General features: G+C 66.9%; 21 protein-coding genes and 2 tRNA genes. 10 read left to right on the top strand and 13 right to left on the bottom strand.

Going from position 1 to position 25,203, the window contains the following annotated elements; all coding sequences use genetic code 11:
• Positions 1-92 precede the first annotated feature (92 nt).
• The 8 genes from atzF to urtA are packed head-to-tail and all read right to left on the bottom strand — an operon-like array spanning position 93 to position 11,156.
• Entirely contained in the window at positions 93-1,916 is a 1,824-nt protein-coding gene (atzF, locus tag ABZ827_RS10780; protein WP_357235691.1) for an allophanate hydrolase, read from the bottom strand.
• Complete coding sequence (gene uca / locus ABZ827_RS10785; protein WP_357235694.1) at positions 1,913-5,572, bottom strand: urea carboxylase; 3,660 nt, start codon at positions 5,570-5,572, stop codon at positions 1,913-1,915. Before uca ends, atzF begins: the two co-directional genes overlap by 4 nt.
• A 50-nt stretch (positions 5,573-5,622) precedes the next feature.
• Positions 5,623-6,324: a GntR family transcriptional regulator gene (locus ABZ827_RS10790; RefSeq protein ID WP_357235697.1), complete on the bottom strand. Its 702-nt coding sequence runs from the start codon at positions 6,322-6,324 to the stop codon at positions 5,623-5,625.
• Positions 6,325-6,334: 10 nt separating this feature from the next.
• On the bottom strand, positions 6,335-7,027 hold the full coding sequence (gene urtE / locus ABZ827_RS10795) for an urea ABC transporter ATP-binding subunit UrtE (protein WP_357235934.1): 693 nt from the start codon (positions 7,025-7,027) through the stop codon (positions 6,335-6,337).
• Positions 7,028-7,029: 2 nt separating this feature from the next.
• On the bottom strand, positions 7,030-7,851 hold the full coding sequence (gene urtD / locus ABZ827_RS10800) for an urea ABC transporter ATP-binding protein UrtD (protein ID WP_357235700.1): 822 nt from the start codon (positions 7,849-7,851) through the stop codon (positions 7,030-7,032).
• Positions 7,848-8,966 carry an urea ABC transporter permease subunit UrtC gene (urtC, locus tag ABZ827_RS10805; RefSeq protein WP_357235703.1) on the bottom strand — a complete coding sequence of 373 codons (1,119 nt, stop codon included), beginning with the start codon at positions 8,964-8,966 and terminating at the stop codon, positions 7,848-7,850. Before urtC ends, urtD begins: the two co-directional genes overlap by 4 nt.
• On the bottom strand, positions 8,963-9,850 hold the full coding sequence (gene urtB, locus ABZ827_RS10810) for an urea ABC transporter permease subunit UrtB (protein WP_357235705.1): 888 nt from the start codon (positions 9,848-9,850) through the stop codon (positions 8,963-8,965). The genes urtC and urtB overlap by 4 nt, the downstream gene beginning before the upstream one ends.
• Positions 9,851-9,854: 4 nt before the next feature.
• The gene (gene urtA, locus ABZ827_RS10815; RefSeq protein WP_357235708.1) at positions 9,855-11,156 is read right to left on the bottom strand and encodes an urea ABC transporter substrate-binding protein; all 1,302 of its coding nucleotides are present in this window, start codon (positions 11,154-11,156) and stop codon (positions 9,855-9,857) included.
• A 232-nt stretch (positions 11,157-11,388) separates the two neighbouring features.
• On the opposite strand from urtA, the gene ABZ827_RS10820 reads away from it, so the two are divergent.
• Together ABZ827_RS10820 and ABZ827_RS10825 are read left to right on the top strand one after the other, a co-directional pair.
• Positions 11,389-11,994, top strand: a complete 606-nt coding sequence (locus ABZ827_RS10820) for an ATP-dependent Clp protease proteolytic subunit (protein ID WP_357235711.1) — start codon at positions 11,389-11,391, stop codon at positions 11,992-11,994.
• A gap of 35 nt (positions 11,995-12,029) precedes the next feature.
• Positions 12,030-12,620, top strand: a complete 591-nt coding sequence (locus ABZ827_RS10825; RefSeq protein ID WP_357235713.1) for an ATP-dependent Clp protease proteolytic subunit — start codon at positions 12,030-12,032, stop codon at positions 12,618-12,620.
• A 40-nt stretch (positions 12,621-12,660) separates the two neighbouring features.
• Here ABZ827_RS10825 and ABZ827_RS10830 read toward each other — a convergent pair whose 3' ends face one another.
• Together ABZ827_RS10830 and ABZ827_RS10835 are read right to left on the bottom strand one after the other, a co-directional pair.
• Positions 12,661-13,029, bottom strand: coding sequence for a helix-turn-helix transcriptional regulator (locus tag ABZ827_RS10830; RefSeq protein ID WP_357235715.1), 369 nt, complete (start codon positions 13,027-13,029; stop codon positions 12,661-12,663).
• A 117-nt stretch (positions 13,030-13,146) separates the two neighbouring features.
• On the bottom strand, positions 13,147-13,461 hold the full coding sequence (locus tag ABZ827_RS10835; protein ID WP_357235717.1) for a hypothetical protein: 315 nt from the start codon (positions 13,459-13,461) through the stop codon (positions 13,147-13,149).
• A gap of 344 nt (positions 13,462-13,805) precedes the next feature.
• On the opposite strand from ABZ827_RS10835, the gene ABZ827_RS10840 reads away from it, so the two are divergent.
• From ABZ827_RS10840 to ABZ827_RS10855, 4 genes are all read left to right on the top strand, one after another.
• Positions 13,806-14,009, top strand: a complete 204-nt coding sequence (locus ABZ827_RS10840) for a cold-shock protein (protein WP_357235719.1) — start codon at positions 13,806-13,808, stop codon at positions 14,007-14,009.
• A gap of 758 nt (positions 14,010-14,767) precedes the next feature.
• The gene (gene serA, locus ABZ827_RS10845) at positions 14,768-16,366 is read left to right on the top strand and encodes a phosphoglycerate dehydrogenase (RefSeq protein ID WP_357235722.1); all 1,599 of its coding nucleotides are present in this window, start codon (positions 14,768-14,770) and stop codon (positions 16,364-16,366) included.
• Between the two features lie 182 nt (positions 16,367-16,548).
• Positions 16,549-17,556 (top strand): 3-isopropylmalate dehydrogenase, encoded by a 1,008-nt coding sequence (locus tag ABZ827_RS10850; protein WP_357235725.1) that lies wholly within the window; start codon positions 16,549-16,551, stop codon positions 17,554-17,556.
• Positions 17,557-17,655: 99 nt separating this feature from the next.
• Positions 17,656-18,255 (top strand): Uma2 family endonuclease, encoded by a 600-nt coding sequence (locus ABZ827_RS10855; protein WP_357235728.1) that lies wholly within the window; start codon positions 17,656-17,658, stop codon positions 18,253-18,255.
• A gap of 195 nt (positions 18,256-18,450) precedes the next feature.
• On the opposite strand, the gene ABZ827_RS10860 is transcribed toward ABZ827_RS10855, so the two are convergent.
• Entirely contained in the window at positions 18,451-19,677 is a 1,227-nt protein-coding gene (locus tag ABZ827_RS10860; protein WP_357235729.1) for an MFS transporter, read from the bottom strand.
• 193 nt (positions 19,678-19,870) lie between these two features.
• Between ABZ827_RS10860 and ABZ827_RS10865 the strand changes: the two genes are divergently transcribed.
• The 4 genes from ABZ827_RS10865 (at position 19,871) to ABZ827_RS10880 (ending at position 22,629) form a co-directional block, all read left to right on the top strand.
• The gene (locus ABZ827_RS10865) at positions 19,871-20,632 is read left to right on the top strand and encodes a fumarylacetoacetate hydrolase family protein (protein WP_357235732.1); all 762 of its coding nucleotides are present in this window, start codon (positions 19,871-19,873) and stop codon (positions 20,630-20,632) included.
• A gap of 13 nt (positions 20,633-20,645) precedes the next feature.
• Positions 20,646-22,121, top strand: a complete 1,476-nt coding sequence (gene gltX, locus ABZ827_RS10870) for a glutamate--tRNA ligase (RefSeq protein ID WP_357235735.1) — start codon at positions 20,646-20,648, stop codon at positions 22,119-22,121.
• 216 nt (positions 22,122-22,337) lie between these two features.
• Positions 22,338-22,409, top strand: a tRNA-Gln gene (locus tag ABZ827_RS10875).
• Between the two features lie 147 nt (positions 22,410-22,556).
• A tRNA-Glu gene (locus ABZ827_RS10880) sits at positions 22,557-22,629 on the top strand.
• A 1,211-nt stretch (positions 22,630-23,840) separates the two neighbouring features.
• Here the strand turns inward: ABZ827_RS10880 and ABZ827_RS10885 are convergent.
• Both ABZ827_RS10885 and ABZ827_RS10890 read right to left on the bottom strand, forming a co-directional pair.
• Positions 23,841-24,368 carry a PPOX class F420-dependent oxidoreductase gene (locus ABZ827_RS10885; RefSeq protein ID WP_357235738.1) on the bottom strand — a complete coding sequence of 176 codons (528 nt, stop codon included), beginning with the start codon at positions 24,366-24,368 and terminating at the stop codon, positions 23,841-23,843.
• A gap of 34 nt (positions 24,369-24,402) precedes the next feature.
• Positions 24,403-25,104, bottom strand: coding sequence for an IclR family transcriptional regulator (locus ABZ827_RS10890; protein WP_357235741.1), 702 nt, complete (start codon positions 25,102-25,104; stop codon positions 24,403-24,405).
• Positions 25,105-25,203 lie beyond the last annotated feature (99 nt).

The following is a 25,203-nucleotide window of genomic DNA, read 5'->3' on the forward strand; positions in this document are numbered from 1 at the left end:
CGCCCGAAGTTCTCGGCCGGCCCGCCGCGCCCCTCATCGGTACGGTGGGTCGATACTTCGCGGTCGCTGTCCAGCGGTGATCGGGGATCGGGTCACCGGTCGGCGTTCAGATAGTTCTTCCACCCCCCGTACTCGGTGATATCCGTTGCGTCACGTGATGATGCGTAGTCGCAGGCGAAACCCGTGACCCACTCGCCGGAATCCAGTTCGACCTTGCCCAAGGTCATCGGCGACGGCAGGTTGCTCAGGAAGGCGCCGAGGGCGGCGGGGGAGAGGCGATACAGTTCGCCGGGTAGTGAACGGCCGTCGGCGGATCCCACCCGGAGCATTCCGGGTTTGGGTGGGGTGGCGGGCAGGGCGACCATGCGGTAGGTCGCCGAGGTCAACACCTCACCGATGAAGCGAGCCTGCGCCTGTTCCAGTTGGTGGTGCAGGGGGAGGCCACGCAGATGGGCGCCGACGACGAGTAGGTCCGTGCCGGTATCGGTGATCAGGGGCGACGGTTCGCCGAGCAGCCGCGCGGCGAGGTCGATGCCGACCTGGTCGGCGAAGGCGGGGGTCACCAGCATGACGCCGAACGGGTCACCGTCCGAGGTGTCCACGCCCGGAACCGCGACCGCGGCCAGGTCGAGCAGGTTGCAGAAGTTGGTGAAGGTGCCCATCCGGGTGTTGATCGAGATCGGATCGGCTTTCACCGCCGCGATGGCCGGATGCTCGGTGGTGGTGGGCAGGAGCAGGGCGGGGTATTCGCTGAACAGGCTGCGTGCGGTGGCCGCGGCGCGTGCGAGGCGGTCGAGGTCGGCGACGTAGGAGTGCGCGGCGGGCCGGGAGCCACCTTCGATGATCCCGGCGACCACCGGGTCGGCGCCGTCGGGCTTACCGCTGAGGAATTCGCCGACAGCGGCGTAACGCTGGGCGACGATCGCGCCGTCGTACAGGAGGGTGGCGGCGTCCAGGAGTTCGGCGATATCGACCGTGGTGATCTCGCCGCCGCCTGCCCGCCAGCGGTCGACGGTGGCGTCGAACGCGGCGCGGTAGGCGGGGGTCAGGGATTTCAGGTTGTGGTCGGCGGGGACGGCGAGGGTGGTCCGGGCCGGGGCACCGAGTGGGGTGTCGGCAGGCCAGGAGCGGGAGCGGGGGTCGGCACTGTCCGGGCCGATCATGGTGTTCGCGACCGTGGTGGCGAGGGTGAGGTCACGGGCGAACACCGTGACGGCGTCGTAGTCGGGGCAGGCGGGGACCACGCCGGTGGTGGGCACGAGACCGAGGGTCGGTTTGATGCCGACGATGCCGTTCAATGCGGCCGGGACACGGCCCGAGCCGGCGGTGTCGGTGCCGAGGGCGGCGTCGACTATGCCGAGGGCGACGGCGACGGCCGAACCGGAACTGCTACCGCCGGAAACGCGGTCGGGGAACCGGCTGTTGCGGACCGCGCCGTACGGGCTGCGGGTGCCGACGAGGCCGGTGGCGAACTGGTCGAGGTTGGTTTTTCCGAGGATGATCGCCCCCTGCGCGACCAGACGCGCGACCGCGGGCGCGGTGTGGTCGGGGGTGCGGGCGAACCCCGGGCAGGCGCAGGTGGTGGGGATGCCGGCGATATCGATGTTGTCCTTCACGGCCACGAGAATCCCTGCGAGGGGCAGATTTTCACCCCGCGCTACCCGGGCGTCGATCGCCGCTGCCTCGGCCAGGACATCGGCCTCGCCGCGCAGCGAGATCCAGATCTCGGGACGGTTGTGCGTGCGGATGGCCCGGTACGCGGCGGCGACCTTATCTGCTGCGGTAAGAGTCCGGTCCGCGGCGCCGGTCGCGTTTCCGGCGTCACCGGTGACGCTGCCCGCGATGCCGGTGGCGTTATCGGACGTGCCGGGGGAGTCCGTGCCCGTCTCGGCTAGCGGTAGTTGCTCCATGGTCATGCCGCTCCTTCGGTTTCGATGGCGACCAGAGGTGCGCCGGTGGTCACTTCATCGCCTGCGGTGGCGGTGATCGCGCGGATGGTACCGGCGGTCTCCGCGAGCACGGGCAGCTCCATTTTCATCGCCTCGAGGACGAGCAGGGTGGCTCCGGCCTCGACGTGATCGCCCTCGGCGACCTCCACCCGCCAGACATTCGCCATCATGGGGGCGGCGATGATATCGCAGCCTTCCGGCAGGTCGAGCGTATCGGCGGTGTCGGGTACGGGATCCGGTTCGGCGTGCGCGCTGAGTTCGCCGCTGGCTTCCCAGCGCTGCCGTTCGGCGGTGAACGCGGCCTGCCGGTGGTCGTCGGTGGTGGCGATATCGGCGGCATGCTCGTTCAGGAAGTCGAGATGATCGGCCATCGCGAATTCGCCGATGCTGGTGCGCATCTCGAATCGGCCGGCGGACATATCGGCGCGCAGATCGAGCAGTTCCTCGGCCGAGACCGGGTACCAGCTGATGCGGTCGAAGAACCGGAACAGCCACGGTTTGCCGGTTTCGAACGGCGCGCGCTGCCGGTAGCCGGACCAGATCGGGACGGTGCGGCCGACGAGCTGGTAGCCGCCGGGGGATTCCATACCGTAGACGCAGAGGTATTTGCCGCCGATACCGACGGCGTCGGAGGGTGTCCAGGTGCGGGCGGGGTTGTACTTGGTGGTCACCAGGCGGTGCCGGGGGTCCAGGGGGACGGCCAGCGGGGCGCCGAGGTAGACATCGCCGAGGCCGAGGACCATGTACTGGGCGTCGAAGACGATATCGCGCACCTGGTCGATACTGTCCAGGCCGTTGATGCGGCGGATGAATTCGATATTCGAGGGGAGCCAGGGCGCTTCGGCGCGGACACCGTGACCGTACCGTTCGATGGCCTGCGCGATGGTGGGGTCGTCGAAGGAGAGCGGTAGTTCGATATGGCGGCTCGGGACGCGCAGGTCGGCGGTATCGGGGATATCGTCCTCGAGTTCGCCGAGCAGGCGGACCACGGTGCGCTGGTCGATGACGCCGGGGTCGAAATGCAGGTGCAGAGAGCGCACACCGGGGGTGATATCGATCAGGCCGGGGATGGAGGCCTGTTCGAGGCGTTCGCTCAGCGCGTGGACGCGCATACGCAGACCCAGATCGAGTTCCATCGGACCGTATTCGATGAGGACGTTGTCGTCGGCGCCGCGCAGATATTTGACCTCCGGCGTGCCGGTGCCGGCGTCGCGGCGGCCGAGCACACCGTTGTCCGCTTCGCGGGAGCCGAGCAGTGCGGGGGTGGACACGTTGCGGCCGCGCAGGGTGGGCGAGGTGCGGAATTCCGCGGTGCGGTCGTCGGCGACCGGGACGAAACGTACCTGGTTGCCGGGGCGCATCTGACCCAGCTTCCAGCGGTGCGCGGAGACCACGGTCAGCGGGCAGGCGAAACCGCCCAGGCTGGGACCGTCGGGGCCGAGCAGGATGGGGGTGTCGCCGGAGAGGTTCAGCGCGCCGACGCTGTAGGCGCAGTCGTGCAGGTTGGAGGGGTGCAGACCGGCGTCGCCGCCGTCGGTACGCGACCAGGCCGGTTTGGGGCCGGCCAGACGCAGGCCGGTGCGGTTGGCGTGGGCCTGTACCTGGTAGGTCGCGTCGTAGAACTGGGCGATATCGGCCGGGGTGAAGTAGTCGGGGGCGGGCTGGGGGCCTTCGCCGACACCGACGTACCAGGTGTGGCCGAATTCGGGACGGTCCTCGGCCGGGACAGGTGCGGGCTCGAGCAGACCACCGGCGTCCGGTTTGATGCCGAGGATATCGCCGGTGGCGACGGCGCGGCCGGTGATGCCGCCGAAGCCGCCGAGCGTGAAAGTCGCTGCGCTGCCGTGGTAATCGGGGGCGAGGATGCCACCGCGGACGGCGAGATAGGTGCGCAGACCGGTGTCGTGCGGGGCGCCGATATCGAGCACCGAACCCGCGGGGACGGTGACCGGCTCCCACATCGGGACCGGTTCGCCGTCCACGGTGACCGGGGCCGCGGCGCCGGTCACGCAGACGACCGTGGTGTCGGTGCAGCGGATGCGCGGGCCCAGCAGCGTCGCTTCGAGGCCGTTCTCGCCCAGGGAATTACCGACGGCCTGGTTGGCGAGCTGGAAGGACAGATCGTCGAACGCACCCGACGGTGGGATACCGACGTTCCAGAGTCCCAGGCGGCCGGGATAGTCCTGGATGGTGGTGGAGACCCCGGAGCGCAGGATCTCCAGGCGGGGCCGGACGGTGGCCAGGCTGCCGAGGGTCGCGGTGGTGTGGCGGGCATCGAGCATGGGGGAACTCGTGGCGGCGGCACGCAACTGGGGCAGATTGGTGGTGATACCGAACATCCGCGTTTCGTCGAGCGCCGCGCGGAGCCGGTGCAGGGCCTCGGGACGGCTCTCGCCGGAGGTGATGATCTTGGCGATCAGCGGGTCGTAGAAGGGGCTGATCTCGGTGCCGGTCTCGACCCAGGTCTCCACCCGTGCGGACGCGCCGGGGATCTCGACACCGGTGAGGGTGCCCGCGCCGGGACGGTAGTCGTTCCCGGGATCCTCGGCGTAGACGCGCGCTTCCACGGCGAAACCGGTGATCGCCGGGCCGGCGTCGGGGATCTCGTCGAGGAACGCGGAATCCCCGCCCGCCAGGCGCAGCATCCATTCCACGAGGTCCACACCTGTGACGGCCTCGGTGACCGGATGTTCCACCTGGAGGCGGGTATTCACCTCGAGGAAGGAGGCTTCGCCGCGGTCGACGTCGTAGATGAACTCGACAGTTCCGGCCGAGCGGTAGCCGACCTCGCCCAGCAGTTTCCGGCTCGATTCGAGCAGCCGCTCGCTCACGGTGTAGGGGAGTCCGGGGGCGGGTGCTTCTTCGATGACCTTCTGGTTGCGGCGCTGCAGACTGCAGTCACGGGTGCCCAGGGAGACGGCCCGGCCCCGGCCGTCGCCGAAGATCTGCACCTCCACATGGCGGGCCCGTGCGACGAAACGCTCCAGATACACCGCCGAGGAACCGAAGTTTTTCTGCGCCAGCCGGATCACCCGCTGGTAGGCGTCGGTGAGCTCATCGGGTCCCGCGCAGGCGGCCATCCCGATCCCGCCGCCGCCCCCGGCCGCCTTGAGCATGACCGGGTATCCGATGTGGTCGGCTTCGGCCAGCGCTTCGTCGAGGCCGGTGAGCAGGCCACTGCCCGCCACGAGCGGGACACCTGCCGCCGCCGCGGCTTTGCGGGCGCTGTGCTTATCGCCGAAGAGCCGCAGATGTTCGGCGGCGGGGCCGACGAACGCGATACCGGCGGCCTCCACCTCGGCGGCGAAATCGGCGTTCTCGGAAAGGAATCCGTAACCCGGGTGGATGGCGGTGGCGCCGGTGGACAGTGCGGCCTCGATCACGGCGTCCGCGCGCAGATAGGACTCGGCAGCCGGTGCCGGGCCCAGCCGGACCGCGCGGTCGGCCATCCGCACATGCCGGGAACCCTCGTCCGCATCGGAGAACACCGCGACCGTATCGATTCCCAGCCGCCGGGCGGTACGCAGGATGCGGCAGGCGATCTCGCCCCGATTGGCGATCAGCAGACATTCGGGCAGAGGTGTATGCAGCGGTGTATACAACTGCGGGGCGGTCTCGGTCACGGTCGATCCTCTCGGCGTGGACAGTGCGGCTACCGGGGTAGCCGGGAATATCAGGTCTTTGTCGCGCGGGCCAGGCGGGTCAGCTGGAGTACCTGACCGGCTCGGTCGGCCACCACGCGGCGGGATTGGTCGATATGGGCGAGCAGTTGCGCACGCGCGCCGGTGAAATCGCGGTCGAGAACGGCCTCGCCGATGGCGATGTGCTCGTCGATGGTCGCCAGCATGCGGTCGGGGGTCAGATAGTCGAACATCCGGACGGGGCGGATCCGGGCGTTCACGGTGCGCAGGGCTTCGGTGAGGGCGTGGTTGCCCGAGGACTCCAGCAGGACGGTGTGGAACTGTTCGTCGGCGTCGACGAAACCGGCGTCCGGCTCCGGGGGTGCGGTGCGGAATATGCGCCACCGGTCGATCTCCGGGCCGAGTACGGCACGGTCGTGGCCCAGGTCCGGATCGTCCAGTACGCGGGCGATGCCCTGGACCTCCAAGGTGATCCGCAACTCGTAGTAGTCGCCCAGGGTGTCGAGACGCGGCCGGTACGGGAACAGACCGGCATCGCTGCGTTCGACGAGGCCGTCGGCCTGCAGCCGGGCCAGCGCCTCACGGACGGGGGTCCGCGAGACACCGTAACGTTCGGCCAGCCGTTCCTCGCCGAGCCGCTCGTCCGGCGCCAGCGCACCGGCCATGAGTTCGTCGCGCAGCGCCTTGTACACAGTGTCGCTACGGGATTCGCGTTTGCTTCGTGGTTCGGTCACGACGCGCAGCCTAGAGAGTCATGGCGGCGCGAACCGTATCCACCGCATCGGCGCCGCCCTCCCCGGACGAGGTGACCCGTCCGCTCTCCAGCACGTAGTAGCGGCCGGCCGCCCGGAGGGCGAAACCGATGTGCTGTTCCACCAGAAGTACGCCGAGCCCGCCGCGGCTCACCAACTCGGTGATGGTGTTCTCGATCTCCGCGACCACCGAGGGCTGGATACCCTCGGTCGGTTCGTCGAGGATCAGCATGCGCGGTTCGGTGATCAGTGCCCGGGCGATGGCCAGCTGCTGGCGCTGTCCGCCGGACAGCAACCCGGCCCGCCGGTTGAGCAGCTCTTTGAGCGCGGGGAACAGGTCCAGCATCTCGTCGATGAGCGCCGCACCGCGTTTACGGCCATCGGCTACCACGCGCAGGTTCTCGGCGGTGGTGAGATGACCGAAACACTGCTGCCCTTGCGGGACATAGGCCAGACCGCGCTTCACCCGCGCGCTCGGTCGCAGCGTCGTGATATCGGCGCCGTCGAAGCGGATACGCCCCCGGTTGGCGCGTACCAGCCCGACCGCGGCCCGCAGCAGCGTGGTCTTCCCGGCTCCGTTGTGGCCCATGATGGCGGCCACGCCGTCCGCGGGCACCTCGATCCCGGCCCCGTGCACGACCTCGGTGCGGCCGTAACCGGCGTGGATATCGATGAGTTCCAGCACCGTCACTCTCCCTGTCCATCGGGCCTCGAGGAGCCCAGATACGCCTCTTGCACCAGTGGGTCGGCCTGGACCTCGGCCACCGACCCCTCGGCCAGGACCGCCCCACGCGCCAGCACCGTGACGGAGGTGGCGAAGCTGCGCATGAAGTCCATATCGTGTTCGACCACCACGACCGTGCGCTCGCCGCCGATCCGGCGCAGGAGGTTCCCGGTCTCTTCCCGTTCCTCCTGGCTCATCCCGGCGACCGGTTCGTCGAGCAGGAGCACCGAGGCGTCCTGGACGAGCAGCATGCCGATCTCGAGCCACTGTTTCTGGCCGTGCGCCAGCGTGCCCGCGGGTTTGTCCCGTAAGGCCGTGAGGCCGGTGGTTTCCAGCGCCTGCTCGATCGATTCGGAGACCTCGGCCGGCCGGCGGCGCAGCATGGTCCAGACCGAGCGGCCCGCCCCGGCGGCGATATCCAGGTTCTGCAGTACCGAGAGCTCTTCGAAAACACTCGCGGTCTGGAAAGTGCGGCCCACGCCCAAGCGGGCGATCTGATGCACCTTCTTACCCAGCAGTTCGACCCCGGATTTCTGCACCGACCCGGAAGCCGGCACCAGCCCGGTGATCGCGTCGATCATGGTGGTCTTCCCGGCCCCGTTCGGGCCGATGAGGAACCGCAGATCGCCTTGGAACAGTGTCAGATCCACCTTCGAGACCGCGGTGAACCCGTCGAATTCGACCGTCAGTCCGCGGACTTCGAGGTAATCGCTGTGCATTCCGGCGTTACCACCGGCAACCGGCGCCCCGGCGACCGTGGCTTCGCTCGATACCTGCTGAGTCATGGCCTCGCTCCTACCGGGGTCGCGGGGGCGGGTTCCGGTACCGGACCGGGTGGCGCCGGGTCATTGTCGCCGCCGCGTTTTCGCCTGCGCACCAGCGTGACCAGGCCCGCGAGACCCGCCGGGAAGAACCCGACCACGACGATGAAGAGAACACCCTGCGCGTAGACCCATCCCGAGGGGAAGTTCTCCGAGAGACTGGTCTGCGCCCAGGCCACCGCGATCGCGCCCAGGACCGGCCCGAGCAGGGTGGTCCGGCCGCCGATGGCGACACCGGTGAGGAACGCGATGGAGGGGACGATCCCGATATCGGCGGGGGAGATGATCCCGACGATCGGCACGAACAGCGCACCGGCGATACCGGCGAACAGCGCCGCCACCGCGTAGGCGACCACCTTGACGTTGGCGGGGTCGTAGCCGAGGAACCGCACCCGTTCCTCCTGATCGCGTACGGCGACCAGCAATTCGCCGTATCGGCTGTACATGAGCTGCCGGGTCACCGCGACGATCACCAGCAGGGTGCCTGCCGCGATGAAGAACAGCAGCCGCCGGTTGATCGGGTCGTTGAGTGCGAGCCCGAAGAAACTGCGGAAACGGTTGAGGCCGTTACTGCCACCGGTGGACTGCTGACCCACCAGCAGGATCGCGAACGCCGCGGCCAGCGCCTGCGACAGAATCGCGAAATAGGCGCCCTTGACCTTGCGTTTGAAAACACCGAGCCCCAGCAGCACCGCCACCAGCGGCGGGACGATCAGAATGCCCAGAATCGTCACGATCGGGGACGCGAAGGGAACCCAGTACGCGGGCAGGTCCCGTATCCCGGCGATCTGCATGAAATCGGGCACCTCGTCGCCGCGCAGCTGCGCATCCGAGATCTTGAGGTGCATGGCCATGATGTAGGCGCCGAGTCCGAAGAACACACCCTGCCCGAGGGTGAGCATTCCGCCACGGCCCCAGGCCAACCCGATTCCGACGGCGACGATACCGAAGCACAGGAACTTGCCGAGCAGGTTGAGCCGGAAATCGGACAGCACCGCGGGCGCCACCGCGAACAGCAGTACGGCGGCGATCGCGAACCCCGAGTAGACCTTCCAGCGGGTAGTCAAGAATTCCCTCATACCAGACTCCTCGACCGGATCATGAACAGTCCCTGCGGGCGAACCTGCAGGAAGATCACGATGATGACGAATACGATCACCTTCGCCACCGAGGCTGTCGTGCTGTATTCGATGAACGAGTTCAACAGCCCCAGCGCCACCGCGGCCAGCACCGCGCCCCGGATCTGCCCGAGGCCGCCGATCACCACCACCAGGAAGGCGTCGACCAGGTAGGTGGCGCCGGTATTGGAACTGGTGGACCCGATCAGCGTGAGTGCCACACCGGCCACACCGGCGAGACCGGAGCCGATGAAGAACGTGGTGATATCGGTGCCGCGGCTGGAGATCCCGCTCGTTTCGGCGAGCTCCCGATGCTGGACCACGGCCCGGATACGCCGGCCCATCGCGGTGTACTTCATGGTCACCGCGATGGCCGTTACGCACAGCACCGCGAGCAGCATGATGAAGATCCGGGTCTTGGGCACCACGGCCCCCAGGATCTCCATCCCGCCACCGAGCCATTCCGGGGTCACCACGCGGACCGCGGGCGCACCGAAGATATCCCGGGCCGCCTGCTGCAGGATCAGGCCCAGACCGAAGGTCACCAGCAGGGTGTCCAGAGGCCGGTCGTACATACGCTTGATCAGCGTCACCTCCAGGGCGACACCCATGAGGCCGCCGACCAGGAATCCAACGATCAGCGACACGATCAACGAGACCTCGGCGTCGGACACCAGGTACGTCTGCACCGTGTAGGCGGTATAGGAACCCGCCATGATGAACGCGCCGTGGGCCATGTTGATGACGCCCATCTGGCCGAAGGTCAGCGATAGCCCCAGGGCCGCCAGCAGCAGGATGGAACCCAGGCTCAGGCCGGTGAACAACTGCCCGACAAGTGCTTCCACGGGGTCAGCCTCCGAGTCCCTCGGCCCACGAGTAGCCGGCCAGGTACGGGTCCGGTTCGATGGGCTGACCCGAATCCCACACGCTGTGGATCAGGCCGTCGGGCCGGATCTCACCGATGCGGGCGGTCTTGGTGATGTGGTTGTTCTCGCCGTTGATGGTCACGGTGCCTTCCGGCGCCTCGAAGGACACACCGCCGGCGGCCTTCTGCACATCCCCGACAGTGAACGACTGCGCTTTCTCGACGGTGTTCTTCCACAGGTAGACCGAGGTGTACGCGGCCTCCATCGGGTCCGAGGTCGGTTTGGCGGCACCGTATTTCGCCTTGTAGTCCTTGACGAAGGAGCTGTTCACGGGGTTGTTCACGGTCTGGTAGTAGTTCCAGGCGGTGAGCTGGCCGGCGATGTTCTGCACGCCGATACCGCCGACCTCTTCCTCGGCGATCGACACCGAGACCACCGGCATATCCTTCGCCGTCAGGCCGACGTTCTTGTACTCCCGGAAGAACGCGACATTGGAGTCGCCGTTGAGGGTGTTGAACACCGCGTCGGCATCCGCGGAACGCACCTTGTTGACGATGGTCGAGAAATCGGTCGACCCGAGCGGCGTGTAGTCCTCGCCCTTGATCTCGATCCCGTTCGCCTCGGCGTACGCCTTGATGATGCGGTTCGCGGTCTGCGGGAAGACGTAGTCGCTACCGACCAGGTAGAGCGATTTCACGCCCCGGCCTTTGAGGTAATCGAGCGCGGGCACGATCTGCTGGTTGGTGGTCGCCCCGGTATAGAAGATGTTCTTCGAGGATTCGAGGCCCTCGTACTGGACCGGGTAGTACAGCAGCGCGTTGCGGTCCTCGAACACCGGCAGCATCGCCTTGCGGCTCGACGAGGTCCAGCCGCCGAAAACCGCCGCGACACAGTCGCTGCTGATCAGTTTCTCAGCCTTCTCCGCGAATACCGTGGGCTCCGAGGCACCGTCCTCACCGACCAGTTCGATCTTCTTGCCCAGCACACCACCGGCGGCGTTGATCTGATCGACAGCGAGGCGGATGGAGTCGCGGACGGTGACCTCCGAGATCGCCATCGTTCCGGACAGGGAGTTCAGCGATCCCACCTTGATCGTGGGTCCCGCGGTGTCGACGCAGGACTGAGCGCCGGCACCGGCCTGGTCGGAGGCCGAGCTGCCGCAGGCAGTGGCTGCCAGAGCGGTGACGCAGAGGGCGACCGGTAGCGCGAGCAATCTGCGCGTCCGGCTTCCTCTGGTGTGGCGGCCCGCCCTGCTCGTAGGTTCTTCGGTTCTGGCTGCATTCATGACCGTTCGGCCTCCACTCCGGAAAAGGTCAGGCCCGCTGACTCGCTCGTAGCTCGCTGTATACAGCGGCGTATACGAGGAATTACGCTAAGGATGCTGTGTTTCAACCACGTATCGCAGCGTGAAACTCGAGTATCGGTCGCCCGACCACTCCCGACCCCGCTGCTGAGAGCAGATCCGCTCACAGCAGCGTGCGCTACCGGCGCCCGCCCTGGTGGGGCACCGTGAATTCATGGCTCACGACGACAAATCCCCACTGTTCAGCTGGCGCGCCCGGGAACAGCTGCTCTCCCGGCGCATCCTCGTTCTCGACGGCCCGCTCGACGACGACAACGGCACCCTGCTGGCGACTCAGCTCCTCACCCTCGCCGCCGAGGACGCGGACGCCGGTATCTCCCTGTGGATCCATTCGCCGGGCGGATCGGTTCCGGCGATGCTCGCTATCCGCGATGTGATGCGCCTGGTGCCGTGCCCGGTCTCCACGCTCGCGCTCGGATTGGCCTGCAGCGCGGGACAATTCCTGCTGTCCTCCGGTAGCCGCGGTAAGCGGTTCGCGCTACCGCACGCCCGGATCCTGATGCATCAGGGATCGGCCGGGATCGGCGGTACCGCTGTCGACGTGGAGGTGCAGGCCGACGATCTGCGCTACACCGTGGAAACCGTGCTCGGCCTGATCTCCGAGGACACCGGCCAGCCCTACGAACAGGTCTACGAGGATTCCCTGCACGATCGCTGGTTCAGCGCCGTGCAGGCCAAGGAATACGGATTCATCGACCATATCGTCGGTGAGTTCGGCCAGGTCGTTCCGCAGCGTCAGCGCGTGGGGATCTCGGCATGAACCCGGCCGCACACCTTCAGCGAGGGGACACCCCGATGAGCACCTACACCATTCCCAATGTCATCGCCCAGCATCCGCGGGGTGAGCGCATCACCGATATCTATTCACATCTGCTGGCCGAGCGGATCGTCTACCTCGGAACACCCATCGATTCCGGTGTCGCCAACGCGCTGATCGCGCAGCTGCTGCACCTGGAATCCGAAAGTCCCGGCCAGCAGATCGAGTTCTATATCAACTGCGAAGGCGGCGACCTCTCGTCCATGCTGGCGGTCTACGACACCATCCAGCACATCGGCGCACCGGTCCATACGACCTGTGTCGGGCAGGCCATCGCGGTCGGGGCGGTACTGCTCGCCGGTGGTGCGCCCGGGCACCGGGCCATGCTCCCGCATGCCCGTGCGGTGCTGCACCAACCGGCCGCTCGCGGCCAGGGCGCCATCCCGGATCTGATCCTGCAGGCCGACGAACTGGTCCGTATGCGGGCCGAGATCGAATCCGTCCTGTCCCGGCACACCGGTCAGTCGCCGGAACGGCTCCGGCACGATACCGACCGCGACCGTGTCTTCACCGCGACGGCCGCCGTCGAATACGGGCTGGCCGATTCGGTGCTCGCACCGCGTGGGTGATGGACCGGTACCCGGCGGGCGTTCGACTCCGGCCGAGCGATCAGGCCGCCCGCAGCATCGGCACTTGCGAGGCGCCCCGGTGATGTGTCGCGGCAGGCAGGCGCAGGGTGCGCAGCTCCTCGGCGACCTGTCCGGTGAGCCCACCGAGAGAGGTCCCGAGAGCACCCGCCAAGGCGGCGATCATCTCGCTCGACGGTTCTTTGCGGCCGCGTTCGACCTCGGAGAGATATTGCGGTGAAATGCCCGCTCGCTCGGCAGTTTCCGCGAGCGTCTCACGCTGTTCGCGACGCAGGGCGCGCAACCGGCCGCCGAGTAATTCGCGCCACAGCGGTTCGGGCTGCTCCGGCTGCCGGCGCGGGGATTCGTCCCGTCCACCGGGGATCGCGTGGAGTCTGCGCGGCTCGGTCATGAATCGAGCCTAGGATTCGGGTCGTTACGAGCTCTACCGATTACGCTACGGGCGTAAACCGTGGCGCGGCAGGGATATAGTGCGGGCCCGCATTCCAGGGAATGCGGGCCCGTATCGTCAGCTGCTGCCGAACGATCCGCGCAGGATGTGGCGGAACCATTGTGCCGGGTCGTCCCAGCCGGGGTGCCCGTGCCGGTCATCGTCCCAATGGCGGTCCCGGTCCCAGCCACGGTCCCGATGGTGATCCCGGTCCCAGCCGCGGTCCCGATCCCGGCCCGGATGCCCGTGCCTGTCCCGGTCGACCTGGGTGTACCCGGGTGCCGGCCCGGGGTCGGCCGCGGCCGGAGCGGCCAGCGCTGCCAACGGCAGCAGGGCGATGGCACCCGCGACGACGACCCGGCGGGTCGCGAATGCTCGTTTCGTGCGGAACACGTCGTATCCTCTCGAACTGCGCCGCGGCGCGGTAGGAGAAGCCGCGCCGGTATCGGCGATAGGACTCTCACCCTCGCGCAGCGGAGTCGGGATGTCATCGCTTTACGCGGAAAATCATCCTTGGGTACTACAGGGTTCCCCGGGGTGCCGCCTCAGATCGAGGGGCGGTGCGGCAGTACCGGTTCCGCGCCGGTCATACCGCGCTCGTCGCCATCGCGTTCTGCCTCACAGTGGGCGGTTTTCGAGGTGGAGGAACTTTCCGGGACGTGGCATCGTTATCAGAGAGATCAGTCGGATCGACCGAGATCCGTCTGGCTCGCAACAGAAAGTAAGAAGTAAGTATCATGGCTCAAGGCAGCGTGAAGTGGTTCAACAGCGAGAAGGGCTTCGGCTTTATCGCGCAAGACGGGGGCGGACCTGACGTCTTCGTGCATTACTCGGCAGTCTCCGGTTCCGGCTTCCGGACCCTCGAAGAAGGCCAGCGGGTGGAGTTCGAGATCGGCCAGGGCCAGAAGGGTCCGCAGGCTCAGGATGTTCGCTCCATCTGAGTGATGTGACGAAATGGCAGGGCCCCGCACCGCAAGGTGCGGGGCCCTCTCGTCGTTTCGGGGGAAGATCATTTTCCGGTGTGGCACAGTGTGCTCTCGCAGCGTCGTATTCCGGTGTCGTCGCAACTGTTCCCGTGGTAATTCCAAAATAAATTTGGGCATTGTCACAGTGCGGTCCAATCGTCGGCTGTGCTACTCGATGCGAGGGTCCACTGGCTGTCTATTAGTGGCGTAACTCTGGACAATCCGCTGGTAGGGGCCGTTTTGTTGTAGATCGAATCCTTATCTCGAAACTATATACAGTGATGTGAGGCACTAATTCAGGGAATTCGGTAATGCGCTGGAATCGGTGGTCGATGTGCCGCGTGACAGTCGATCAGCGACTGGCTTCCTATACGAAAGGATATTTCCATGATCCCCGTTATCATCGACACCGGTTCCGCTGTTCTGTCCACCGGTTCGGCCGCGTTCCACGGAGTCCTCGACGTCCTGGGGACCCTTCTCTTCGGCTGATCCATCGGCCGTCGCCCCGGTCTCCGACTGTGCTGGAGACCGGGGCGTCCGCGTCCGCACAGCCCGCATTCGCGCATACCCGGCCGGCCGGGGCGGTGATTCCGCCCACCCCCGGGAGCGGGTCCGCGCTGGTTGTACAGGGTCTGACAGCAGGCGACCACGAGGGGGCGGGTAACCGCCGGATTCGCTGGAACTAAGCTTGGCCGCGTCAACTGGCCGTCCCCTTCATCCAGGAGAACCCCACCGTGAGCCAAGCAGGCCGTCCTGTAGTTCTGATCGCCGACAAGCTCGCCCAGTCGACCGTCGATGCGCTCGGTGACGGTGTCGAGGTCCGCTGGGTCGACGGCCCGGATCGGCCCGCCCTGCTGGCGGCGGTGCCGGAGGCCGACGCGCTGCTGGTGCGTTCGGCCACCACCGTCGACGCCGAAGTCCTCGAGGCCGGCAAGAACCTGAAGATCGTCGCCCGGGCCGGGGTCGGCCTGGACAATGTCGATGTCCCGGCGGCCACCGAACGCGGTGTCATGGTCGTCAACGCCCCCACCTCCAATATCCACACCGCTGCCGAACACGCGGTATCGCTGATGCTGAGCGCGGCCCGCCAGATCCCCGCCGCCGATGCCACCCTGCGTGAGCACACCTGGAAGCGCAGCAGCTTCAACGGTGTGGAGATCTACGGCAAAACCGTCGGTGTCATCGGTCTCGGCCGGATCGGGCAGCTGTTCGCCGCGCGGCTGGCGGCGTTCGAAACCGAGATCGTCGCCTACGACCCCTACGTCTCCCCGGCGCGCGCCGCCCAGCTCGGTATCGAACTGCTGACCCTCGACGAGGTGCTGGAGCGGGCCGATCTCATCTCCATCCACCTGCCGAAGACCCCGGAGACCAAGGGCATCATCGGCAAGGAAGCGATCGCCAAGACCAAGCCGGGCGTGATCATCGTGAACGCCGCGCGCGGCGGTCTGGTGGACGAGACGGCGCTGGCCGAGGCGATCAAATCCGGACATGTCCGGGCCGCCGGTATCGATGTCTACGAAACCGAGCCGTGCACCGACAGCCCGCTGTTCGAACTGCCGCAGGTCGTGGTGACGCCCCACCTCGGCGCCTCCACCAGCGAAGCGCAGGATCGCGCCGGTACCGATGTCGCGAAATCCGTACTGCTGGCCCTGGCCGGCGAGTTCGTACCCGGCGCGGTGAACGTGACCGGCGGCGTGGTCGGCGACGAAGTGGCACCCTGGCTGGACCTGGTCCGCAAACAGGGCGCGCTGCTCGGCGCGCTGGCCGACGAACTGCCGGTGAGCCTCGAGGTGCAGGTCCGTGGCGAGCTGGCCACCTCCGAGGTCGAGGTACTGCAACTGTCCGCGCTGCGCGGAGTGTTCTCCGCCCACGTCGACGACCAGGTCACCTTCGTCAACGCCCCGGCACTGGCCCAGGAACGCGGAATCACCGCCGAGGTGACCACGGTCACCGAGAGCCCCAGCCACCGCAGCCTGGTGGATCTGCGGGCGGTCTTCGGTGACGGACGCACCATCAATGTCGCCGGCGCGCTCACCGAACCGCGCCAGGTCGAGAAGATCGTCAACATCAACGGCCGCAACTACGATATGCGCGCCGAGGGCATCAACCTGGCCGTCCTCAACTACGACGATCAGCCGGGCGCGCTGGGCAAGGTCGGCACCGCGCTCGGTGCCGCCGAGATCGATATCCTCGCCGCCCAGCTCACCCAGGACGCCAACAAAGAAGGCGCCACCGTGGTGTTGCGGGTCAACAAGGAGGTGCCCGAATCGGTGCGCTCCGAGATCGCGGCCGCGGTGGGCGCCGCCAAGGTCGCACTGGTCGACCTGTTCTGATGTAGCCGTGCGCGATGCCGTCCGGGGTCGGTGGGCATCGCGCGCTGCCGCGGTTGCGCCGCCCGGGCCCCGTACCCGGGCGGCACGGCTCCGCGGCTCTGTCCCAGCGGCAGGCATACCCGGCCCGCCGGCCGCGGCCCGCTCTGCTCGCGGCATCGTCGTACGTAGAAAGCGTGGTTGTCATGAAGCTCGCCGTGATCCCTGGTGACGGTATCGGTCCGGAAGTCATCACCGAGGCACTCAAAGTCCTCGACGTCGTCCTCCCCGGCGTGGTACGCACCGAATACGATCTGGGCGCCAAGCGCTACCACGCGACCGGCGAGGTTCTGCCGGAATCGGTCCTGCCGGAACTGAAACAGCACGATGCGATCCTGCTGGGCGCGATCGGCGACCCGTCGGTACCCAGCGGACTTCTGGAACGCGGACTGCTGCTGCGCACCCGGTTCGCGCTCGACCACCATGTGAACCTGCGGCCGTCGAAGCTGTACCCCGGGGTCGGCAGCCCGCTGGCCGGCAGCCCCGATATCGATTTCGTGGTGGTCCGTGAGGGTACCGAGGGCCCCTACACCGGTACCGGTGGTGCCATCCGCGTCGATACCCCGCACGAGGTCGCGACCGAGGTCAGCACCAACACCCGGTTCGGTGTCGAGCGCGTGGTCCGCTACGCCTTCGCCAAAGCGCAGACCCGCCGCAAACACCTCACCCTGGTGCACAAGACCAACGTGCTGGCCTTCGCCGGTTCGCTGTGGCAGCGGACGGTCGACGTGGTCGGCGCGGAGTTCCCCGAGGTCGAGGTCGCCTACCAGCACATCGACGCCGCCACCATCCATATGGTGAACGATCCGGGCCGCTTCGACGTCATCGTCACCGACAACCTGTTCGGCGATATCATCACCGACCTGGCCGCCGCGGTCAGCGGTGGTATCGGCCTCGCCGCCAGCGGCAATATCGATGCCACCGGCACCAACCCGAGCATGTTCGAACCGGTCCACGGCAGCGCCCCCGATATCGCCGGCCAGTCCAAAGCCGATCCGACGGCCGCCATTCTCTCGGTCTCCCTGCTGCTCGAGCACAAGGGCGAAACCGAAGCCGCGGCGCGGATCCAGGAAGCGGTTGCCAAGGACCTGTCCAGCCGCACCGGTACCTCCTCGACCACGGAGGTCGGCGACCGGATCGCCGCCGCAGTCTGATCCGGGCTGGGCCGGGCGCCGAAAGGTGTCCCGGCCCACCGGATACGGTCTCGAATCCTCGGCGAGTTTCTGGCCGAACGCCCAGATACTGGAGTCGGTGTGACAGTTCGGCGAGGCGGTTCGGCCGGCTTCGGTCCCTACACCGTTCTGGACCTGTACGCCCTACCGGACGGCGGAAAGGGCCTCGAACTCGAGCACGGCTGGTTCACCGAGGTGGCGGGCGGGGCCCGGCACAGCTATGTCGGACGGTCACTCGCGGAACAGATCCGTACTGCCGCCGAAGGTGCCGATGTCGTCGTATGTCATGGCGGGGGATGGGAAATCAGTACGGCGGCAGGTATTCGCAAGCCCGACGTACTCGTCCTTTCCGAGCCGCTTCTGCGAGCAGTCGTTGTCGATGGAACGCCGACGCTGATTCCCGGTAATGGGCTTCAACTGGTGGTAGAAGTCGTATCTCCTGGTAGCCGCAGCGAGCGAACCGACCGGGTGTACAAGGTCGGTGAGTACGCGCGGTCCGGAATCCCGCAGTACTGGATAGTCGACCATCGGCCGAAGATCCGGATGCACAGAGGGATCCTGGACGGCGGCACCTACCGGTGGGAGCCACCAGTGGGTGAGGGGGACGAGTTCGCGGCCGAGATCGAAGCGGACAGGGCGATACCGGTGAGTTTCGATCCCGCGGTACTCGTCGCACTCTGATCCCTGCGGAATCGACTGTGCGCGAGTTACGCGGGACGGCTTCACTGTCCGGCGTCGGAGCCTACGGTCGCTGGTCGACCCGGGGAAATACTTCGTAGCGCTCGCCGGAACAGCGCAAGTCTGCGCCGGCGAGCGATCTGCCGGTGATGCAGTGAACACGGTCGAACCGTGAGCTGCGAGCCGGCGCTGTCTCGGTTACTGCAGCGGTTTCTCCGAAGCCTGTGGAACCAGTGGGATGGCGACGGCGGCCAGTGCGGCTGCCGCGAGGTAGGCGGCGGGGAAGCCGGTCGCGGTGATGAGTGCACCGAGTACCGGCGGTACCGCCGCGACCATCAGGTTCTGGCCGGTGTTCTGGATACCCAGGCCGCGACCGCTCCAATAGGGGCCGGCGAGCTCGGCGATGGCGGTGAAGGCGAGGCCGTTATCGGAGACCGTGACGACCGATGCGATCACCAGCAGTGGGATGGCCGCCCACCACCATTCGGTCCAGGCGGTGAGGGCGAGCAGGGCCATGGTGGTGACCGCGGCGACCGCGATCAGCCGTAGTGGCCGCATCCGGCTGCCCATCCGGTCGGACCAGGCGCCCGCTCCGATCCGGCCCAGCGCGCCGAGGATCTGTGTCGCGGTGACCAGTGCTCCCGCCGCGGCCAGAGACCAGCCGATATCGCGGTGCAACCAGAGCAGCGCGAAGGTCCAGACGGTGGCCTGCGGGATCACCAGCAGGATGGAAACTCCGTGGATACGCCAGAGGGTGCCGCCGGCACGGTACGGGTTGGTGCCGGAGGATTGCGCGCGCGGCGGCCGGGGCGGGTCGATGATGCCCACCAGGCACCCCAGGGCGGCCAGGCCCGCCAACGCGGCCGGGACGACGAGCGCCGTCGCGACACCGAAACTGTCCGCGACCAGCGGGATGGACAGTGCGCCGATACCCACTCCGATGGGCTGGCCGGTCTGCCGGATCCCCATGGCCAGGCCGCGGCGTTCCGGCGGGAACCAGCCGACGATCACCCGGCCGCTGGCACCGTTGGTGCTGGCGGCGCCCATACCGCCGAGGAACAGCAGGATTCCGAGCAGGGGATAGCTCGTGGTGAAGGCGGCCGCGCCGCCCGCGGCACACATGAGCAGCGGCCCGGCGACCAGGGCGATGCGCTCGCCGAGGCGGTCCACCAGGTAGCCCCAGGCGATGAGAGTGCAGCACAGCCCGACTGTCGGCAGTGCGACCAGTAGGCCCGCCGTCGGCAGCGGCATACCACTGGCGGTGAGCGCGGGCAGCAGGAACGGGACGCCGTGGACGAAGATCGCGCTCGAGGTCTGTGCGAAAACTCCCAGGGCGAGCATGAGCCAGCGGCGGGCCGGGGAGACCTGGTGGGCCTGTTCTCCGCGCTCGGCGGCCCGAGTGGCCGCCGGTGAGCTGTGCGCCATAGTTCCTCATCTCGGAATACAGCAGCAGTATCTCAATATTTGAGATCCGCTTCTCAAAGTTTGAACTTTCACCGGTCACCGTACACCTCGGGGCCGCGATCCTTCCAGGCGGTATCGCGATTCTCACGTGCGCGCAGAGCCGACCGGTCGGGCGCATTCGAGCTGGTGGAACCCGGCTGGATAGACTCCGACCATGCGTCTAGGTCGAGTTGCCAGCCCCGACGGGGTCGCTTTCGTCGCCATCGACGGCGAGACCGCCAAAGAAATCGCCGAACATCCGTTCGGCACTCCGACGTTCACCGGCCGCAGCTGGCCGGTGGCCGATATCCGCTTGCTCGCTCCCATCCTGGCGAGCAAGGTGATCTGCGTGGGCAAGAACTACGCCGCGCACGCCGCCGAATTCGGCGGGCAGGCGCCGGAGGAGCCGGTGATCTTCATCAAACCGAACACCTCCATCATCGGCCCGAACGTGCCTATCCAGCTGCCACCCAGTTCCTCCCGAGTCGACTTCGAAGGCGAACTCGCGGTGGTGATCGGGCGGCCGTGCAAAGACGTCACCGCCGCCCGCGCCAAGGATGTGATCCTCGGCTACACGGTCGCCAACGATGTCACGGCCCGCGACCAGCAGGCTCAGGACGGGCAGTGGACGCGGGCCAAAGGCTACGACACCTTCTGCCCGCTCGGCCCGTGGATCGAAACCGAATTGGACCCCGCGGACCTCGAGATCACCACCGAGCTCGACGGCGAAGTTCGCCAGCGCAGCACCACATCACTACTGCTGCACGATATTCCGGAAATCATCGAATGGGTGACCCGGGTGATGACACTGCTGCCCGGCGATGTAATCCTCACCGGCACGCCCGAAGGCGTCGGCCCGATGAAAGACGGGCAGAGCGTATCGGTGACCGTCTCGGGAATCGGAACACTCACCAATCCTGTTGCCGCCAAACGCTGAACGAAAGAGAGACATGACAAACGTACGGGTCCGTTTCTGCCCGTCGCCCACCGGGACACCGCATGTCGGGCTCATCCGCACCGCGCTGTTCAACTGGGCCTACGCCAAACATCACGGCGGAACCTTCGTCTTCCGAATCGAAGACACCGACGCCGCACGGGATTCCGAAGAATCCTATGTGGCCCTGCTGGATGCGTTGCGCTGGCTGGGCCTCGAATGGGACGAGGGCCCCGAAATCGGCGGACCTTATGCGCCGTACCGGCAATCGCAGCGGCGCGATATCCACCTGGATGTGGTGCGGAAACTCCTCGACGCCGGCGAAGCCTACGAATCCTTTTCCACGCCAGCCGAAGTCGAAGAACGCCACCGGGTAGCGGGCCGCGACCCGAAACTCGGCTACGACAATTTCGACCGTGATCTGACAGCGGAACAGATCGCCGAATACAAGGCCGCCGGCCGCGGCGCCGTGGTGCGGTTGCGTATGCCCGATACCGATATCACCTGGCATGATCTCGTCCGCGGTGAAACCACCTTCAAACCCGGCAGCATCCCCGACTACGCCCTCACCCGCGGCACCGGCGATCCGCTCTACACGCTGGTGAACCCGGTCGACGACGCCACCATGCGGATAACCCATGTCCTACGCGGTGAGGACCTGCTCTCCTCCACCCCGCGCCAGATCGCCCTCTACGCGGCGCTGCGGCGAATCGGTGTCACCGACTTCACGCCGGAGTTCGGTCACCTGCCCTTCGTGATGGGGCAGGGAAACAAGAAGCTGTCCAAACGCGACCCCGAATCCAACCTGTTCGTACACCGCGACCGCGGCTTCATCCCCGAAGGCCTGCTGAATTACCTGGCGCTCCTCGGCTGGAGTATCGCCGACGACCACGACGTGTTCTCCATGGACGAGATGGTCGCGGCGTTCGATATATCGAAAGTAAATTCGAACCCGGCGCGATTCGACCAGAAAAAGGCCGATGCGATCAACGCCGAGCACATCCGGATGCTCGCCCCCGCGGATTTCGCTGGACGGTTGCTCGAATACTTCACCCGGCACGGATATATCGATAGCGGAATAGACGAAAAAGTCTTCGCCGAAGCCGCGGAATTGGTCCAGACACGAATTGTTGTTCTGGACGACGCATGGGGCTTGCTCCGATTCCTCTTCGCGCCCGCCGCCGACTTCGCGATCGATCCCGCCGCGGGGAAGAAGAATTTGGGTGAGGACGCCCAGCCGGTATTGAACGCGGCCGTGGAAGCACTCGAACCGATCACCGCCTGGACCGCCGGAGAAATAGAGAACGCGCTGAAAACCGCGCTCATCGACGGGCTGGAATTGAAACCCCGAAAAGCCTTCGCGCCGGTACGTGTCGCGGTGACGGGATCCCATATCAGCCCCCCGCTGTACGAATCCATGGAACTACTGGGCCGCGACGAAACCATGCGCCGGCTGCGCGCCGCACGGGAATGGGTCCCGCCGGCGGAATGACCCCCGGCCGCCCGGGCCTCGCCGGTCCCCGCCCCGGGCCGACGACCCGGGCGGGCGGAATCGGCCGCCGACCGGCACTCCGGTACGCCCCCGAGGCCGCCACGGCCCCATCTGACCAGGCGATTTGTAGTTTACCCGGAACGGTTTGGTACTCTCTTTCTCGGCCGGAACGACGGCGCCACCGCAGCCAGCGGCGACACCGAAAGCCCAGGTCATTGGGGTATGGTGTAATTGGCAACACAGCTGATTCTGGTTCAGCCATTCTAGGTTCGAGTCCTGGTACCCCAGCGGAGATCGCTCCCTACTTCATCCTCCAGATGCGGTGCGCGACGATAACCAGGCGATTTGGTCGCCACCGCCCGGTCGGTTACGCTGATCGAGCTTCGGATCGAACGATCCAGATCCACTCCAGCCAGGAGTTGATCAATAAGTCCTGGCCCCGTCGTCTAGCGGCCTAGGACGCCGCCCTCTCAAGGCGGTAGCGCGGGTTCAAATCCCGTCGGGGCTACTCAGCTGGCAGGCTCATGCTCATAGAGAGCATGAGCCTTTGCTGATTCGCGATGTTTTGCGGGGTGCAACCCCCGCACCCCGCCCAGGCGGGCTCGGCGCCCCTGGACCCCCCTTGGTAGATAGGGTGCCTACGGGGGTGATGCCGGGGCTGCGCCCCTGGACCCCTTTGCGGTTGGTTTCATACCGGTTCGCGTTGTGCGAACGGTGGCCTGGGGACTCACAGTCCGGATGCAGGGTTGGGTTCCGTTGAGGTTTTGGTGCTTGCGAGGACCTGCCGGAACTGCACCCCTGTCCCACCCTTTGCGGTCAGTTTCATACGGGTTCGCTTTGTCGTGGCGGTGTCCTGCGCCGCATTCGCCGCCAAAAACTACAACCCAACCGCGGTAGCCGACCCCAGCATCAATACCGAACCCTCCGCCGCCGCCAGGCGCGTTTGGTCCCCCTACCGCCCGTCTGTCCACATGCAATCCACCCCATTTCCCCGCATGCGATCGGTCGGCCTTGGTGGTTCGGGGCCCGTCTCGTTCTGGAGCGACAGAGCGGGGGAGCGAAGCGGAGGAGCGGCGGAGTGAAGAACGAGACCAAGGGGGCCCCGAACCCGCGCGCGCCAGCGCGCCAAAAACACAGAACCTTCGCGAACTGGCCTGCGTATCACCTTCGCGAACTGGCCTGTTTGTCACCTCGTGGACTGGCCGTTTGTCACCTTCGCGAACTGCCTCTGGGCGCGTTCGATTCGGGATGCGCGGCAATTTCCGTGGGCCTCGTTGAACTCGGCACCGCTAGTGGTGTGCGGTGAGGTGCTGTGTTTTTGGCGGGTGGGTGGAGGTGACGAGGTTGGTAGAGGTGAGAAGCTGATCAGTTCGTGAAGGTTCTGTGTTTTTGGCGCCGCCTGCGGCGTCGCGGGTTCGGGGCCCCCTTGGTCTCGTTCTTCACTCCCGGCGCTCAGTCGCTGCGCTCCTTCGCTCTGGTCGCTCCAGAACGAGACGGGCCCCGAACCACCAAGGCCGACTGTCCGCATGCGGGAAACGGGGGTGGGGATCGGATGCGGACTGATTGGTGGTAGAGGGCCAAACGCGCCTGGCGGCGGCGGGGAACGGGGTGGGGTCGGATGCGCGGACTGGTGGTAGGGGACCAAACGCGCTCGGGGCCGCGGCAAATTGGGTGGGGATTGGATGCGGACCCGAGGCCCGCCGGGCCCCCGGAACCGAATCAGTCGTCGAGCGCGTTGGCCGTGGAACCGCCCAGGGGCATTTCGGGAAGCCCCAGTTTGCGGTGGTCCCAGCTGCGGACGCGGTCGGGGACCACCCGCACCGCTACTCGTTTATTGAGCATTCCCTCGACATACTGGCGCATATCTTCCGTGTACGGCCCCGTGTAGCGCTCCCAGACACTGACACCGACAGCGAATAGCTTCTCGGGGTCGTCGATAACCTCCGCGTGGCCTTCGATGGCGACTCCGCGCAGCGTGTCGTATGTTTTCCCGGCCTCGACCATGCAGGTGACGGCGGGGTTGCGGCGCAGATTGACCGCTTTCTGGGATTTACCCTTCGTTTCGAACCACAGTTCGGGGACGCCGTCAGGGTTTTCCGGATCGGTGATGAGCCCGTACCACATCGCGGTCAGGTGCGGTTTTCCGTCGCCTCCGAGGGTGGCCAGCGTGGCCACGCGGCTGCGGGTGAGGAAATCGGTGATCTCGGCGTCGGTCATCACGATCTGCGACCGTTGGTTCACTCCCATGGGGTCACCATAAGTGACAGCGCCCGCCTGCCGCTCAGAGTCGGCGGTGCAGCGCATCCGCCGCCGCGACCAGATCCGCGGCCCAGCGGGCACCGGGCCGGCGGCCCATACGGTCGATCGGGCCCGATACGGATATGGCGGCGACTACGGTGCCGTGCTGGTCGCGGACGGGGGCCGAGATGCTCGCGACGCCGGCCGCGCGTTCGCCGGCGCTTTGTGCCCAGCCTCGTTTGCGCACGTCGGCGAGGGTGCGTTCGGTGTATGCCGCGTCGGCCAGCACGCTGCGCTGCAGGTCGGAGTCGGCGAAGGCGACCAGGACCTTGGCGGCAGAGCCCGCGGTGAGCGGCAGCCGGGAGCCGATCGGCACGGTGTCGCGTAGTCCGGCGGGTGGTTCGAGGGCCGCGACGCAGACCCGTTCGCTGCCGTCGCGGTAGTAGAGCTGCACGCTCTCGCCGGTGATCTCGCGCAGCCGCGGGAGGATGGAACTCGCGGCCTCGAGCAGGGGATCCGCGGCGCCGGCGGCGAGTTCGCCGAGTGCGGGGCCGGGACGCCAGGTGCCGTCGCCGTTGCGGGCCAGCAGCCGATGCGTTTCCAAACCCACGGCGAGGCGGTGAGCGGTGGCGCGGGGTAGACCGGTGCGGTCGCACAGGTCGTTGAGACCGCAGGGCCGTTCGGCGACCGCATATAGCACTGCCACCGCTTTGTCCAGGACGCCGATACCGCTATGCTGTCTCATACAACGATATTAGCGTCCTGCATTCTGAGATGCCATCACGAACAGCCCAGGTGGGGTCGTGGGATGGGGTCGCGACATTCCAGCTAGCGCGTATCCGCG

Source organism: Nocardia sp. NPDC019395, from assembly GCF_040632335.1.
Taxonomy (GTDB): domain Bacteria; phylum Actinomycetota; class Actinomycetes; order Mycobacteriales; family Mycobacteriaceae; genus Nocardia.